We start from the raw sequence: 14,275 nt of genomic DNA, 5'->3' as shown, positions 1-14,275 counted from the left end.
CGTTGCCAACTCTGCGGAGCCATGGCGAACGCTTTAGCAGATGCCGATGAATCGGCGGGGGCACAATCGCTTCGCGCTTGTGTTTGTCGCCCTGCAAGTTGTTCCGTAACTCGGCGACAATTTGCATTCTATTCGAGCCGCGCAATACCATGCGCGCGCGTCCGTTTTTTGACCCCCTCCCGTTTTCAATGATCACCCTGTTCCGCCTGCTTGCCCGCGTGCCGATGCCGTTGATGCATCGACTCGGCGCCATGCTGGGCTGGCTGGTCTGGTGGAGCGCGCCGGACTACCGCCGCCGCTTCAAGGCCAACGCCGAGAGCGCGGGCTTCGCCCCCGACCAGTACCGTCCCGCCATTGCCGCCGCCGGCAAGATGGCTTCCGAGCTGCCCTGGCTCTGGCTGCGCCCTCAGGGCCAGACCGTGCTGCACCGTGTGGTGCGCTGGGAGGGCGTCGAGGCCTTCGAGGCGGCCATGCAGGCCAAAAAGGGCGTGATCCTGGTGGCGCCGCATCTCGGCAGCTGGGAGATGTGCGGCCAGGCCATCGGCGAGCGCTTTCTCGCGGCCTACGGGCCGATCACGGCGCTGTTTCGCCCCGCGCGCAAGAAATGGATGGCCGACCTGATCGCCGCCGGCTCGCGCGACCGGCCCGGCCTGCAGACGCTGCCCACCAACAACAGCGGCGTGCGCGGCCTGATCCGCACGCTGCGCGGCGGTGGCTACACCGGCATCCTGCCTGACCAGGTGCCGCCGTTGGGGCAGGGCGTATGGGCGCCGTTCCTGGGGCGCCCGGCCTACACCATGACCTTGCTTCCCCGCCTCGCGCAACAGACCGGCGCGGCCTGCTTCCTGAGCGTGTGCGAGCGCCTGCCGAACGGCGCGGGCTACGTGATCCGCTTCGAACCCATCGTCGGCACGGCGCTGACCGACCCGTCGGCTTCCATCGAGGACGCGGCCGCGGCCATGAACGACGCCATCGGCCGGCTGATCCACAGCCTGCCGGGCCAGTACGTGTGGGACTACGCCCGTTACAAGGAGCCGCGCGCCGAGCGCGTGGCTGCTGCCGCCGGGGAGGCCGCATGAGCCTCGGTTCCCGACTCGGCATCGGCTTCATGCGCGTGATCGCGCCGCTGCCGTTGCCGCTCGTGCGCGGCTTCGGCGCGTTTCTCGGCCGCATCCTTCACACCGTCGCCGTGCCGCGGCGGCGCGTGGTCGATACCAATCTGGCGGTGTGCTTCCCCGAGAAATCGGAGGCCGAGCGGCGCGCCATCGCGCGCGAGACCTTCGTCTACGTGGCGCAGTCCTGGCTGGACCGCAGCTGGCTATGGCATGCGCCCGAAAAGGTGGTGGCGAGCCGGCTCAAGGTGGTCGGGGCCGCTTCGGAGATCCGCGAGATCGCCGACGGCGACGAGCCGATGATCCTGTTCGCGCCGCATTTCTACGGCCTCGACGCCGCGGCCACCGCGCTGACCATGCACACGGCGCGCCCCTCGGCCACCATCTACACGACCCAGCGCGACCCGATGGTCGACGCCTGGATCCGCGAAGGCCGCACCCGCTTCGGCGACGTGGCGGCACTCAACCGGGTGGACGGCATCAAGCCGGTGCTGCAGGGCCTGCGCAAGGGCGGCCTGCTGTACCTGCTGCCCGACATGGACTTCGGGCGCGACCAGACCATCTTCGTGCCGTTCTACGGCGTGCAGGCGGCCACGGTGCCCTCGCTGTCGCGATTCGCGCGGCTGGGCAAGGCCAAGGTGGTGCCGGTGGTGTCGAAGCTCACGCCCGGGGGCTACGAGATCGAGATCCTGCCGACCTGGCAGAACTTTCCGACCGACGACGTCGAGGCCGACACCACGCTCATGAACACGCGGCTGCAGGGTTACATCGACACGATGCCTGCCCAGTACTACTGGGTGCATCGGCGGTTCAAGACCCGCCCGGAGGGCGAGGCTCCTATTTACTGAGCGCGCTGCAGGAAGCCTTCGATCTCGCGGGCGACCAGCTGTGGTTGCTCGTGCACGATCCAGTGGGTCGCGTTCGGCACCTTTTTCACCTCGAGCTTCGGCACATAGTCTTCCAGCCCTTCGAGCAGCCCGGGCAGCAGCGCCGCGTCGTCGAGCGCCCAGAACACGAAGGTCGGCACGTCCACCGTGAGCCGTTCGCGCGGCAGCACGGGGATGCCATCGATGGTCTGGCCCGGCAGCGGCGGCTTCATCGGCGTCACGCGGTAGAGGTTGCAGGCACCCGTGAGGCCCGCACTCCAGACTTCGCGGTACTTCTGCTTCACTTCTTCGGTGAGCCAGCCGAAGCCGTCCGGGCCGGCCTTCATCAGCAGGAAGAAGGGCCACATGCGCTTGAAGTCGTCGGCCGCGAGCAGCCCCTCGGCGTCGGGGCGCGCGAGGAAGTTCATGTAGGCGCTGGCTTGCTGCTGCTCCGGGCTGTTGCGCAGTTCGCGGGTGAAGGTGCCTGGGTGCGGCGAATTGATGATGACCAGCTTGCCGACCTGCTGCGGGAATGCGTTGGCATAGCCCCAGGCAAAGGCGCCGCCCCAGTCGTGGGCCACCAGCGCAGCCATGGTGCCATCGGCGCTTTCGGTCGCGACGAGTTGCTGGATGTCCTGAATCAGCAGGTGAGCCTTGTAGGCCGCTACTTCCGTCGGCGCGCTCGACTTTTCGAAGCCGCGCAGGTTGGGCGCCACGCAGCGGTAGCCGCCGTGGGCGGGGTCCGCGAAGTAGTCGAGCAGCTCGTCCCAGATGAACGCGGCCTCGGGGAAGCCGTGGAGGAACACCATCAGCGGCTGGCCCGGCTTGCCGGCGGCGCGGCAGCTCAGGGTGGTGCCGTTGGGCAGGCTGCGTTGGAAGGTCTCGATCATGCTTCTTGTCTCCTTGGGTTGACTGTCGCTATTGTTTTGATAGTGAACTGCGCAGATGGGACGGTCGGTACAGCCTGTTTTGTGATCAGGCCTCTTCTGGCTCCGCCGGTGGCTCCGATGGCGTTGCCGGTGCGGCAGCCCCATCCGGATGCACCCAGCGCCACAGCAGTTCGGCTGCTTCGCCAACGCCCTGCTTCTTCAAAGCCGAGAACAGTTTCACCTCGCCGCCGCCGGCGTTCAGTCGCGTAATGGACAGCACCTTGGCGGCCTCGCTGCGCGTGAGCTTGTCGGACTTGGTCAGCAGCACGAGGAACTTGAGGCCCTGTTCCACGCGCGGGCGGATCACGTCGAGCAGGATCTCGTCGAGCTCGGTCAGGCCGTGGCGCGGGTCGCACATCAGCACCACGCCGCGCAGGCTCTCGCGCGTCATCAGGTAGTTGCCCATCACGCGCTGCCAGCGCAGCTTGGCTTCGCGCGGAACGGCCGCATAGCCGTAGCCGGGCAGGTCGGCCAGCACCGCGTCGTCGACCTTCTGCTTGCCGATGCCGAACAGGTTGATGTGCTGGGTGCGGCCAGGCGTCTTGGAGGCGAACGCCAGGCGCGTCTGCTGGGTGAGGGTGTTGATGGCGGTCGACTTGCCTGCGTTGGAGCGGCCGACGAAGGCGATCTCGGGCAGGTCGACTGGGGGCAGATGCTCCAGCTGGGGGGCGCTAGTGAGGAAGTGGGCGGTGTGCAGCCAGCCGAGCGCAACGCGCTCGCGTTCAGCGACCTGGGGGTCCGCGGCGGGGGCCGCGCGGGGAGGATAGGCAGCGGGCTTGGCGCGCGGGGAGGGCATCTACGGACTTTCGAAACAAGACCCACATTGTAGAATCGTGAAGTTTTGCGCCATAAATTCGAAGCCCCCGATATGAAGTTGTTTGCCAATATTCTGCTTGCAGCCCTCGTGGGCATCGCATCCAGCGCGAGTTTTGCAGCCGATGAACACGCGGCTGCTCCGGCCGCGGCGCCTGCAAAACCGGCCAAACCGGACCCCGCCAAGGGGGACACGCTGTTCAATGCGAGCACTCCAACAGTGCAGAGCTGCGCCTCGTGCCACAACGCCGACGGCAACTCGACCATCGCGGCCAACCCCAAGCTGGCGCAACAGCATCCCGAATACATCCTCAAGCAGCTGGAAGACTTCAAGTCCGGCAAGCGCAAGAACAGCGTCATGAGTCCCATGGCCGCGAACCTCAGCGACCAGGACATGCGCGACATCGCCTGGTTCGTGGCCTCGAAGAAGGTCAAGACCGGCTTCTCGAAGAGCAAGGACACCGTGGCCTTGGGCGAGAAGATCTACCGCGGCGGTATCGGTGAGCGCTCCATCCCCGCCTGCGCCGGCTGCCACAGCCCCAACGGCGCCGGCTTGCCCGCTCAATACCCGCGCCTGGGCGGCCAGAACGCCGACTACACCGTGGCCCAGCTCAAGGCCTTCCGTGGCGACGGCACTCCCGTGCGTACCAACAGCGGCCCCATGACAGGCGTCGCTGCCAAGCTCAACGACCGCGAAATTGCCGCCGTGGCGGACTACATCGCCGGCTTGCGCTGATGACGATGCGCTCCAGAGCGTGAACTAACCGCCGACAACAACCCCAAACAAAGGGCGGGCCGATCCAGCAGGATGGCCCGCCTTTTTGCTTTCTTCCCTTCTTCCCTTACCTTCGCCCGATGTCCGTCTCCACCCATGGCCTTCGCGTTCATCGCGGCCCGCACATGCTTCGCGCTGCGGTGGAGCTGTTTTCGTCGATGCGCTTCGCGATCGCGCTGCTCACCATCATCTGCATCGCGTCGATCATCGGCACCGTGCTCAAGCAGCACGAGCCGATCAACAACTACATCAACCAGTTCGGTCCGTTCTGGGCCGAGCTGTTCCGCGCGGCGCGGCTCGACTCCATCTACAGCGCCTGGTGGTTCCTGCTGATCCTGCTGTTCCTCGTGATCAGCACCACGCTGTGCATTGCGCGCAACACGCCGCGCATCCTGGTCGACCTCAAGACCTTCAAGGAAGACATCCGTGCGCAGAGCCTGAAGGCCTTCGGCCAGCGTGCTGAGAACCGGCTCGGTGAAACGCCCGAAGCAGCGGCCAACCGCATCGGGCAGCTGCTGGTGAGCGGCGGCTGGAAGGTCAAGCTGCAGCAGCGCGAGGCCGTCGATGGCAGCCGGCCGACCTCCGCAGGCTGGATGGTCGCGGCGCGCGCCGGCGGCGCGCACAAGCTCGGCTACATCGCGGCCCACAGCGCGATCGTGCTGGTGTGCATCGGCGGCCTGCTCGACGGCGACCTCGTGGTGCGCGCGCAGACCTGGTTCAACGGCAAGAGCGTGTTCACCGGCGGCGGCATGATCGCCGACGTGGCGCCGGAGCACCGCCTGTCCGCCAGCAACCCGACCTTCCGCGGCAACATCCTCGTGCCCGAGGGCGGGCAGGGCAGCGTGGCCATCCTGAACCAGTCCGACGGCGTGCTGCTGCAGGAGCTGCCGTTCTCCATCGAGCTGAAGAAGTTCATCGTCGACTACTACTCGACCGGCATGCCCAAGCTGTTTGCGAGCGAGGTGGTGCTGCACGACCGCGAGACCGGCGAGCAGGTGCCCGCGCGCATCGAGGTCAACCACCCGGCCAGCTACAAGGGCGTGGAGATCTACCAGTCGAGCTTCGACGATGGCGGCTCCAAGGTGAAGCTCAAGGCGGTGCCGATGGCGGCCGCCGCCAAGTCTTTCGAAGTGGAAGGCATCATCGGCGGCCCGAGCACCGAGATCACCAACGGCAAGGACAAGCTCACGCTCGAATACGCCGCGCTGCGCGTGATCAACGTCGAGAACTTCGCCGACGCCGGCGCCATGGGCAGCGGCGCCGACGTGCGCAAGGTCGACCTGCGCCACGACATCGAATCGCGCCTGGGCGCCGCCAACAAGACCAACAAGCCGAAGGTGCTGCGCAACATCGGCCCGAGCATCGGCTACAAGCTGCGCGATGCCGCCGGCCAGGCGCGCGAGTATCAAAACTACATGGTGCCGGTCGACACCGGCGACGGCCAGCCGGTGTTCCTGCTCGGCATGCGCGAGAAGCCCGAAGACCCGTTCCGCTACCTGCGCGTGCCGGCCGACGAGCAGGGCTCGATGGATGGTTTCGTGCGCATGCGCGCCGCACTCGGCGACGCCGACACCCGCGCGCGTGCCATCGAGCGCTACATCGCCAAGGCGACCGACCCCAAGCGTCCTGAAATGGCCGAGCAGCTGCGCGTGTCGGCCGCGCGCGCGCTGGCGCTGTTCTCGGGCAGCGAGCGTGCCAAGGCCGACGCCACCACCGCAGGCGGCTGGCAGGCGATTGCAGAGTTCATGGAAGTCAACGTGCCCGAGGCCGAGCGCGAGCGCGCAGGCGGCGTGCTGGTGCGCATCCTGAACGATGTGCTGTTCGAAGTGCTCAACCTGAGCCGCGAAGGCGCCGGCCTGGCCGCGCTGCCGAACGACGAGAAGTCGCAGGCCTACCTGACCCAGGCCGTGCTGGCCATCAGCGACGCGCACTTCTACCCGGCCCCGGTCGCGATGATGATGACCGACTTCACCCAGGTGCAGGCCAGCGTGTTCCAGGTGGCGCGCGCCCCTGGCAAGAACGTCGTCTATCTGGGCTGTCTGTTGCTGATCGTCGGGATTTTTGCCATGCTGTACGTCCGTGAGCGGCGCCTCTGGGTGTGGCTGACGCCCGATGGCAACGGGACCGACGGTGCCACGGCGGCCACGATGGCGTTCTCGGTCAATCGCAAGACCATGGACAGCGACCGCGAATTCGAGCACCTCAAGCACAAGCTGCTCGCCCTGAACAAGACAGAACCCGAGACACCATGAACACCACGACCCTCACGCTCAATGAAAGCTGGCTCTCGCGCCGCAACCTGTTCGACTGGGTGTTTGCGGCGCTGGTGCTGGCCGGCGGCCTGTTCGCGTTCGCGCGCTATGCGGGGTCGATGGACTATTACGAGAAGCCGATCCTCGTCGCCGCGGTGATCGCGATGATTTCCATCGGCTGGTTCTGGCGGCCGCTGCGCGTGCTGGCCGTCGTGGTGGCCGCGGCGTCGCTGCTGGCCATCGCGTCCTACCAGGGCGACCTGGCGCGCGCCGACACGGTGTTCTGGCTCAAGTACTTTTTGTCGAGCCAGTCGGCCATCCTCTGGATGAGCGTGCTGTTCTTCATGGGTACGCTGTTCTACTGGCTCGGCTTCTTCGGCGGCAAGCAGTCGGATGCTTTCGACATGATCGGCTCGCGCCTGACCTGGGCTGCAGTGACGATGGCGCTGATCGGCACCATGGTGCGCTGGTACGAAAGCCACCTGCTCGGCCCGGACATCGGCCACATCCCGGTCAGCAACCTGTACGAAGTGTTCGTGCTGTTCTGCTGGCTGACGGCCACGTTCTACCTTTACTTCGAAGAGCGCTACAACACGCGCGCGCTCGGCGCCTTCGTGATGCTGGTCGTCAGCGCAGCGGTCGGCTTTCTGCTCTGGTACACGATCGTGCGCGAGGCGCATGAAATCCAGCCGCTGGTGCCTGCGCTGCAGAGCTGGTGGATGAAGCTGCACGTGCCGGCCAACTTCATCGGCTACGGCACCTTCGCGCTGTCGGCCATGGTCGCCTTCGCCTACCTCATCAAGGAGCAGGCCAACGAGACGCGCTGGTACAAGCTCACGCCGATCTGGCTGCTGGGCGTGGCGCTGTGCTTCGTGCCGGTGGCGTTCCGCCAGCGCGTGCAGGAAGCTGGCGGCAGCTACTGGGTGGTCTATGCAGGCATCTCGGCGCTGATCGCGGCGGGCATCCTGCTGGGGCGCAAGCGCATCGCGGCGCGCCTGCCGGCCAACGACGTGCTCGACGACGTCATGTACAAGTCGATCACCGTCGGCTTCGCCTTCTTCACCATCGCCACCGTACTGGGCGCCCTGTGGGCCGCCGATGCCTGGGGCGGCTACTGGAGCTGGGACCCGAAGGAAACCTGGGCGCTGATCGTCTGGCTCAACTACGCGGCCTGGCTGCACATGCGGCTCGTGAAGGGCCTGCGCGGCACCGTGGCGGCCTGGTGGGCATTGGGCGGGCTGGCGGTCACCACTTTCGCCTTCCTTGGCGTGAACATGTTCCTGAGCGGGCTGCACAGCTACGGCACGCTGTAGACGCAAGCTTGCGGTCTTTCGCGAAGAATTGAAACCGCGCGCCGCGACGGCGCGTAACCAAATCAGGGTTGGTCACGAACTACCCTGAGCACAACGATTCACGCGAAAGGCCTGTCATGTCGTTCCATTCCCGCCCGATCCGTCGCAACAGCAGCAGCGACAACGGCTTCACCCACCCGCTGTCGAGCGAGATCACGCCGCGCGCCGCCTACGAAAGCCGGCGCGACATGCTGAAGCTCATGGCTGGTGGCGCGGCAGGGGCGGCGCTGGCCGGTTTTGCCTCGCGCGAAGCGTGGGCTCAGGCCGAGCGCCCTAACAAGCTCGCGCCGCTGCCGGGCGCCAAGTCGGCGGTGCCGGGGGCCATGTCGATGGAAAAGCTCACCGACTACAAGGACGCGTCGACCTACAACAACTACTACGAGTTCGGCACCGACAAGGCCGATCCGGCCAAGAACGCCGGCAAGCTGAAGACGCGGCCGTGGACCGTGGAGGTCGAAGGCCTGGTCAAGAAGCCGGGCAAGTACGGCATCGAAGACCTGCTCAAGCTCAGCGCGCAGGAAGAGCGCATCTACCGCCTGCGATGTGTCGAAGGCTGGTCGATGGTCATTCCGTGGGTCGGCTATTCGCTGGCCGAGCTGATCAAGAAGGTCGAGCCGCAGGGCAATGCCAAATTCGTCGAGTTCGTGACGTTGGCCGACCCCAAGACCATGCCCTTCGTGGGCTCGCGCGTGCTCGACTGGCCCTACACCGAAGGCCTGCGCATGGACGAAGCGATGCATCCGCTCACGCTGCTTGCCTTCGGCATGTACGGCGAGGTGCTGCCCAACCAGAACGGCGCGCCGGTGCGGCTCGTGGTGCCGTGGAAGTACGGTTTCAAGTCGGCCAAGTCGATCGTGAAGATCCGCTTCGTCGAAAAGGAGCCGAGCACGGCGTGGAACAAGGCTGCGGCCAACGAGTACGGCTTCTATTCGAACGTGAACCCGAACGTCGACCACCCGCGCTGGAGCCAGGCGACCGAGCGCCGCATCGGCGACGGCGGCGGCCTGTTTGCCAAGCGGCGCAAGACCGAGATGTTCAATGGCTACGAAGCCCAGGTCGGCCAGCTCTATGCGGGCATGGACCTGAAGAAGAACTACTGAGCTTGCCTCTGCACCCGGCCATCGCTCCATGAACAAGCTGCTCATGCATCCGGCGACCAAGCCGGTCATCTTCTTGCTGTGCCTGCTGCCGTTCGCGCGGCTGGCCTACGGCGCGTTCACGGACGGGCTCGGCGCCAACCCTGCCGAGTTCCTGATCCGTGCCACCGGCGACTGGACGCTGCGCTTCATCTGCATCGTGCTGGCGGTGACGCCACTGCGCGTCATCAGCAAGTGGAACGCGCTTGCACGCTACCGGCGCATGCTGGGCCTGTTCGCTTACTTCTACGTGGTGCTGCACTTGCTGTGCTACAGCTGGTTCGACATGGGTTTCGAGTGGGGCGACATTGCCAAGGACATCGCGAAGCGGCCGTTCATCCTGGTGGGCTTCTCGGCCTTCGTGCTGCTGACGCCGCTGGCGGCCACGTCGTTCAATCGCGCGATCAAGGCGATGGGGGCGAAGCGCTGGCAGATGCTGCACAAGCTGGTCTACGTGATCGCGGGCCTGGGCCTGCTGCACTTCTTCTGGATGCGCGCGGGCAAGAACAACTTCGCCGAAGTGTTCGTCTACGTTGCGATCATCGGGGTGCTGCTTGCGTGGCGCGTGTGGAATTTTGCGAGCAAGCGCAAGGCGAAGCCGACAGCAGCGGCAACGGGCGCGGTGCGCAACAGCGAGAAGCCGCTGCGCACCAACTGACGGACGGCAATCAGCCGTCGATCTCGCTGCGCAGCTGGTCTTCCATCGTCTCGCGACGGCGGATCAGCCTGGCGCTGGCGCCACTCACCAGCACCTCGGCGGCACGGCCGCGCGTGTTGTAGTTGCTGGACATGCTCATGCAGTACGCGCCCGCCGACAGCACCGCCAGCAGGTCGCCCGCCACCACGTTGAGCGCGCGGTCGCGGCCGATCCAGTCGCCGCTTTCGCAGACCGGGCCGACCACGTCGTAGGTCGGCGCGTCGCCAGCGCGCGTGCGCACCGGCACGATGCGCTGGAAGGCCTGGTACATCGCGGGGCGCGGCAGGTCGTTCATGGCCGCATCGACGATGCAGAAGTTCTTGTCCTCGCCGGGCTTGGTGTAGAGCACCTCGGTCACGCACACGCCGGCATTGCCGACCAGCGAGCGTCCGGGCTCGATCACCAGTTTGCGCTGGCCGAAGCCGCGCGCGTCCAGCTTGGCGAGCAACTGCTGCCACAGCGCATCGGCCTTGGGCGGCACTTCGCCGTTGTAGTCGATGCCCAGGCCGCCGCCGAAGTCCAGATGATGGATCGGCACGCCGGCCGCTTCGATTGCCTCGACCAGGTCGAGCACGCGATCGCAGGCGTCGAGGTAGGGCGAGGCTTCGGTGATCTGCGAGCCGATGTGGCAGTCGATACCGACCACTTCCAGGCCCGGCAGCCTTGCAGCATGCCGGTAGGCTTCGACCGCGCGATCGTGCGCGATGCCGAACTTGTTGCCCTTGAGGCCGGTGGAGATGTACGGATGCGTCTTCGGATCGACATTCGGGTTGATGCGAATGCTGATGGGCGCGCGCTTGCCTTCGGCCACCGCCACTTCGTTGAGCACGTCGAGTTCGGCTTCGCTCTCGACGTTGAAGCAGGCGATGCCGGCAGCGAGGGCTTCGCGCATTTCCGCGCGGGTCTTGCCGACGCCCGAGAAGATGATCTTCTTCGGATCGGCGCCCACGGCCAGAACGCGAGCCAGTTCGCCGCCCGAGACGATGTCGAAGCCGCAGCCTGCTTCCGCGAAAACGCGCAGCACGCCGAGCGACGAATTGGCCTTCATCGCATAGCAAATCAGCGCATCGCGACCTTCGAAGCCGCGCTGGTAGGCCGCCAGGGCGTCCAGCATCCACTGCTTCGAGTAGACAAAAAGAGGGGTGCCGTGCTCGCGGGCCAGCGCGTCGAGCGCAACGCCTTCGACGTGCAGCGCGCCATCGCGTTCTGCGATGTGCGGCTGGCCGGGGAGGACGGGGGATGTGATATCGGCGCTCACTTGCGCGGTTCCGTGCTGTTGCTGGCCGGTGCGCTGGCAGCGGCGGCCGGTGCACTTGCGGCAGCCGCTGGTGCGGGCGCAGCCTCGCTGGAGGAGGATGACGACCGCAAGCTTTCGGGCGTCATCAGCTGCGGCAACGTGGCTCGTCCGGCGGCGGCAGGATCGGTCGGCAGGTACAGCGCACCGCGCTGTCCGCAAGCAACCAGACCGGCAGCGCCTGCGACGAGGCAGACCATGAGCGCAGCGCGGGCGCGAGTGCTCACTAGAATTTGGCGAACGTTCAACATAGCGAAATTGTAATGACCGACACCGAGTACATGGACCGCGCCGAAGCCGCGCTCGCCGCCATCGAGCAAGGCTGCGACCGCATCAACGATGCGACCGACGCTGACATCGACAACCAGAGGGTGGGCGGGATGATCACGATTTCATTTCGCAATGGCAGTCAGTTGATCGTGAATCTGCAAAAGCCCCTGCAGGAAATCTGGCTTGCCGCGCGCTCTGGCGGCTACCACTACCGCCATAACGGCCAAGTCTGGGTCGATACCAAGACCGGGGAAGAATTCTTCGGCAACCTGTCGCGCGAGGCGACCCTGCAGGCAGGCCAGCCGCTGGCGTTCGCGGCTGCCTGATTCTGCGTCTCCGCCGTCAGTTGCGGAAAAGATCGAGGATGCGGTTGCGCTCCTCGGGCGGGGCCGGCGGGCTCACCGGGGCGCCGGTCAGGGCTTCCGCTGGCGCCGCAGGCGTGGACTCCACGCCCAGGCTTGCCACGCCGCGTCCCGGCGCGTAATCGTCGTAGTACCACTCGCCGCCGACGCTCACGATGCCTGAAGGCGGGTTGGCCGACAGCTCTGTCACCGGCACGCCCTTGATGGCGGTTTCCATGTAGGTGATCCAGATCGGCAGGCTCAGGCCGCCGCCGGTTTCGCGGTCGCCCAGGTTGCGCGGTGTGTCGTAGCCGATCCAGGAGATGGCCGTCATGGTCGGCTGGAAGCCGGCGAACCAGGCGTCGAGCGAGTCGTTGGTGGTGCCGGTCTTGCCGTAGAGGTCGGGGCGCTTGAGCATGGCCTGCGCCTTGGCCGCGGTGCCGGCGCGAGCCACGGAATTCAGCAGCGTGTCCATGATGAAGGCGTTGCGCTGGGGAATGGCGCGCAGCGACTCGTTGAGCAGCGGCGGCTGCTTGTCGACCAGCACCTTGTCCTTGTGGTCGGTGATGCGGGTCACGAGATACGGATTGACGCGGTAGCCGCCGTTGGCGAACACCGAATAGCCCACCGCCATCTGCATCGGCGTCACCGAGCCCGCGCCGAGCGCCATCGGCAGGTAGGCCGGGTGCTTGTCCTTGTCGAAGCCGAAGTTGGTGATCCACTCCTGCGCGTAGCGCGTGCCGATGGACTGCAGGATGCGGATCGACACGAGATTCTTCGACTTCATCAGCGCGGTGCGCATCGACATCGGACCGTCGTAGCCGCCGCCGTAGTTCTTGGGCTCCCAGGGCTGGCCGCCGGTGGTGCCGGCGTCGAAGAAGAGGGGGCCGTCGTTGATGACGGTGGCCGGGGTGAAGCCCTTTTCAAGCGCCGCGGAATAGATGAATGGCTTGAAGCTCGAGCCCGGCTGGCGCCAGGCCTGCGTCACGTGGTTGAACTTGTTCTTGCCGAAATCGAAACCGCCGACCAGTGCCTTGATGGCGCCGTCGCGCGGATCCATGGCGACGAAGGCACCTTCCACCTCTGGCAGTTGGGTGATTTCCCAGGTGTTCTTGGGCGTCTTCACCACGCGGATGACCGCGCCGCGGCGGATCTTGATATTGGGCGGGGCCTTGTCGGAGAGGCCGGACTGCGCAGGCTTGAGGCCGTCGCCGGTGATCTGCACTGGGTCGCCGTTGCCGCGCACGGCGTCGATCTGCTTGGCAGTGGCCTTGAGCACGACCGCCGCCATCACGTCGCCGTTGTCGGGGTGGTCGCTGAGTGCGTCGTCCACCGCCTCGTCGAGTTCCTTGGCGTCGTTCGGCAGATCGACGAACTTCTCGGGGCCGCGATAGATCTGGCGGCGCTCGTAGTCCATGATGCCCTTGCGCAGTGCCTTGTAGGCTGCCGCCTGGTCGGCCGCGACCAGCGAGGTGTAGACCTTCAGGCCGCGCGTGTAGGTGCTGTCGCCGTACTGGGCGTACATCAGCTGGCGCACGGTTTCCGCGACGTATTCGGCGTGCAGGCGGTTCGGGTCGGCGGCATCGCGCAGATGCAGTTCTTCCTTCTTGGCTTCGGCGGCCTGTTCGGCGGTGATGAAGCCGGCCTCCTGCATGCGGTCGATCACGTAGAACTGGCGGCCGCGTGCACGCTGTGGGTTGTTGACCGGGTTGTTCGCACCCGGCGCCTTCGGCAGGCCGGCCAGCATGGCGGCCTGTGCGATCGTGAGCTCTTGCAGCGGCTTGCCGAAATACGCTTCGGAGGCGGCGGCGAAGCCGTAGGCGCGGTTGCCGAGGTAGATCTGGTTCAGGTAGATCTCGAAGATCTGATCCTTGGTGAGCAGGTGCTCCAGCTTGAAGGTCAGCAGCACTTCGTAGATCTTGCGGGTGAGCGTCTTCTCCGAGCTCAGGTAGACGTTGCGTGCTACCTGCATCGTGATGGTCGACGCGCCCTGGCTCTTCACGCGATTCATGTTGGCCAGGCCCGCGCGCACCATGCCCTTGTAGTCCACGCCGCCGTGGTCGTAGAAGCGTGCATCTTCGGCCGCGAGCACGGCGTCTTTCACGACCTTGGGAATGGCGGAAATCGGGGTGAGATTGCGGCGTTCCTCGCCGAATTCGCCAATCAGGGTGCCTTCAGCCGAGAACACTCGCAGCGGCAGCTTGGGCCGGTAGTCGGAGAGTTCGCTGATGTCCGGCAGGTTCGGATACGCGACGGCAAGAGCCACCGCCACCACGCAAAGCACCGCCAGCACACCGGCCGCGGCAATGCCGAACCCCCAGAAGAAAAAGCGCAACAGCCATTTCAGCCAGGTCGGGCGCTTGGAGGGAGGGGTCTTGGCTGGCCCTTTGGGGCTTGAAGTTTCTTGCATGAGGGGCCGGAGAGTCACCGGACATTAT

General features: G+C 66.0%; 13 protein-coding genes. 8 read left to right on the top strand and 5 right to left on the bottom strand.

From position 1 onward, the window contains the following. The first annotated feature begins 188 nt into the window (after positions 1–188). Positions 189–1,079: a lysophospholipid acyltransferase family protein gene (locus tag AC07O3_RS13050; protein WP_093048491.1), complete on the top strand. Its 891-nt coding sequence runs from the start codon at positions 189–191 to the stop codon at positions 1,077–1,079. After that, positions 1,076–1,960 carry an LpxL/LpxP family acyltransferase gene (locus AC07O3_RS13045; RefSeq protein ID WP_093048494.1) on the top strand — a complete coding sequence of 295 codons (885 nt, stop codon included), beginning with the start codon at positions 1,076–1,078 and terminating at the stop codon, positions 1,958–1,960. Before AC07O3_RS13050 ends, AC07O3_RS13045 begins: the two co-directional genes overlap by 4 nt. Here AC07O3_RS13045 and AC07O3_RS13040 read toward each other — a convergent pair. Both AC07O3_RS13040 and yihA read right to left on the bottom strand, forming a co-directional pair. Continuing rightward, positions 1,954–2,868 (bottom strand): alpha/beta fold hydrolase, encoded by a 915-nt coding sequence (locus tag AC07O3_RS13040; protein ID WP_495339489.1) that lies wholly within the window; start codon positions 2,866–2,868, stop codon positions 1,954–1,956. The genes AC07O3_RS13045 and AC07O3_RS13040 overlap by 7 nt on opposite strands. Before the next feature lie 85 nt (positions 2,869–2,953). Continuing rightward, the gene (gene yihA, locus AC07O3_RS13035; RefSeq protein WP_093048504.1) at positions 2,954–3,703 is read right to left on the bottom strand and encodes a ribosome biogenesis GTP-binding protein YihA/YsxC; all 750 of its coding nucleotides are present in this window, start codon (positions 3,701–3,703) and stop codon (positions 2,954–2,956) included. A gap of 72 nt (positions 3,704–3,775) precedes the next feature. Between yihA and AC07O3_RS13030 the strand changes: the two genes are divergently transcribed. From AC07O3_RS13030 to msrQ, 5 genes are all read left to right on the top strand, one after another. Next, positions 3,776–4,456, top strand: a complete 681-nt coding sequence (locus tag AC07O3_RS13030; RefSeq protein WP_093075895.1) for a c-type cytochrome — start codon at positions 3,776–3,778, stop codon at positions 4,454–4,456. Between the two features lie 119 nt (positions 4,457–4,575). After that, a complete protein-coding gene (locus AC07O3_RS13025) occupies positions 4,576–6,747 on the top strand; it encodes a cytochrome c biogenesis protein ResB (RefSeq protein WP_093075894.1) in 2,172 nt (723 codons plus the stop codon). Then, complete coding sequence (gene ccsB / locus AC07O3_RS13020) at positions 6,744–8,060, top strand: c-type cytochrome biogenesis protein CcsB (protein ID WP_307613782.1); 1,317 nt, start codon at positions 6,744–6,746, stop codon at positions 8,058–8,060. Before AC07O3_RS13025 ends, ccsB begins: the two co-directional genes overlap by 4 nt. A 116-nt stretch (positions 8,061–8,176) precedes the next feature. After that, the gene (gene msrP, locus AC07O3_RS13015; RefSeq protein ID WP_495339488.1) at positions 8,177–9,199 is read left to right on the top strand and encodes a protein-methionine-sulfoxide reductase catalytic subunit MsrP; all 1,023 of its coding nucleotides are present in this window, start codon (positions 8,177–8,179) and stop codon (positions 9,197–9,199) included. A gap of 28 nt (positions 9,200–9,227) precedes the next feature. Then, positions 9,228–9,893, top strand: a complete 666-nt coding sequence (msrQ, locus tag AC07O3_RS13010; protein ID WP_495339487.1) for a protein-methionine-sulfoxide reductase heme-binding subunit MsrQ — start codon at positions 9,228–9,230, stop codon at positions 9,891–9,893. A 10-nt stretch (positions 9,894–9,903) separates the two neighbouring features. Here the strand turns inward: msrQ and lysA are convergent, their stop codons facing one another. Further along, entirely contained in the window at positions 9,904–11,178 is a 1,275-nt protein-coding gene (lysA, locus tag AC07O3_RS13005) for a diaminopimelate decarboxylase (protein ID WP_495339630.1), read from the bottom strand. A gap of 8 nt (positions 11,179–11,186) precedes the next feature. Then, on the bottom strand, positions 11,187–11,453 hold the full coding sequence (gene lptM, locus AC07O3_RS13000) for an LPS translocon maturation chaperone LptM (RefSeq protein ID WP_306455268.1): 267 nt from the start codon (positions 11,451–11,453) through the stop codon (positions 11,187–11,189). A 36-nt stretch (positions 11,454–11,489) separates the two neighbouring features. Between lptM and cyaY the strand changes: the two genes are divergently transcribed. Then, positions 11,490–11,822 carry an iron donor protein CyaY gene (cyaY, locus tag AC07O3_RS12995; protein ID WP_093048527.1) on the top strand — a complete coding sequence of 111 codons (333 nt, stop codon included), beginning with the start codon at positions 11,490–11,492 and terminating at the stop codon, positions 11,820–11,822. A gap of 16 nt (positions 11,823–11,838) precedes the next feature. On the opposite strand, the gene AC07O3_RS12990 is transcribed toward cyaY, so the two are convergent. After that, positions 11,839–14,247: a penicillin-binding protein 1A gene (locus AC07O3_RS12990; RefSeq protein WP_495339486.1), complete on the bottom strand. Its 2,409-nt coding sequence runs from the start codon at positions 14,245–14,247 to the stop codon at positions 11,839–11,841. Positions 14,248–14,275: the final 28 nt, after the last annotated feature.

Source organism: Variovorax sp. GW821-FHT09D05, assembly GCF_059416325.1.
Note: the sequence above shows the minus strand (reverse complement) of the source record. Positions and strands in the feature narration are given on the sequence as shown.

What these genes read in the sequence shown, in the direction of transcription:
- AC07O3_RS13030 (WP_093075895.1), top strand. Translation starts at nt 3,776, where the DNA reads ATGAAGTTGTTTGCCAATATTCTGCTTGCAGCCCTCGTGGGCATCGCA.
- AC07O3_RS12990 (WP_495339486.1), bottom strand. Translation starts at nt 14,247, where the DNA reads ATGCAAGAAACTTCAAGCCCCAAAGGGCCAGCCAAGACCCCTCCCTCC.
- AC07O3_RS13050 (WP_093048491.1), top strand. Translation starts at nt 189, where the DNA reads ATGATCACCCTGTTCCGCCTGCTTGCCCGCGTGCCGATGCCGTTGATG.
- AC07O3_RS13040 (WP_495339489.1), bottom strand. Translation starts at nt 2,868, where the DNA reads ATGATCGAGACCTTCCAACGCAGCCTGCCCAACGGCACCACCCTGAGC.
- AC07O3_RS13045 (WP_093048494.1), top strand. Translation starts at nt 1,076, where the DNA reads ATGAGCCTCGGTTCCCGACTCGGCATCGGCTTCATGCGCGTGATCGCG.
- cyaY (WP_093048527.1), top strand. Translation starts at nt 11,490, where the DNA reads ATGACCGACACCGAGTACATGGACCGCGCCGAAGCCGCGCTCGCCGCC.
- msrP (WP_495339488.1), top strand. Translation starts at nt 8,177, where the DNA reads ATGTCGTTCCATTCCCGCCCGATCCGTCGCAACAGCAGCAGCGACAAC.
- ccsB (WP_307613782.1), top strand. Translation starts at nt 6,744, where the DNA reads ATGAACACCACGACCCTCACGCTCAATGAAAGCTGGCTCTCGCGCCGC.
- AC07O3_RS13025 (WP_093075894.1), top strand. Translation starts at nt 4,576, where the DNA reads ATGTCCGTCTCCACCCATGGCCTTCGCGTTCATCGCGGCCCGCACATG.
- yihA (WP_093048504.1), bottom strand. Translation starts at nt 3,703, where the DNA reads ATGCCCTCCCCGCGCGCCAAGCCCGCTGCCTATCCTCCCCGCGCGGCC.
- msrQ (WP_495339487.1), top strand. Translation starts at nt 9,228, where the DNA reads ATGAACAAGCTGCTCATGCATCCGGCGACCAAGCCGGTCATCTTCTTG.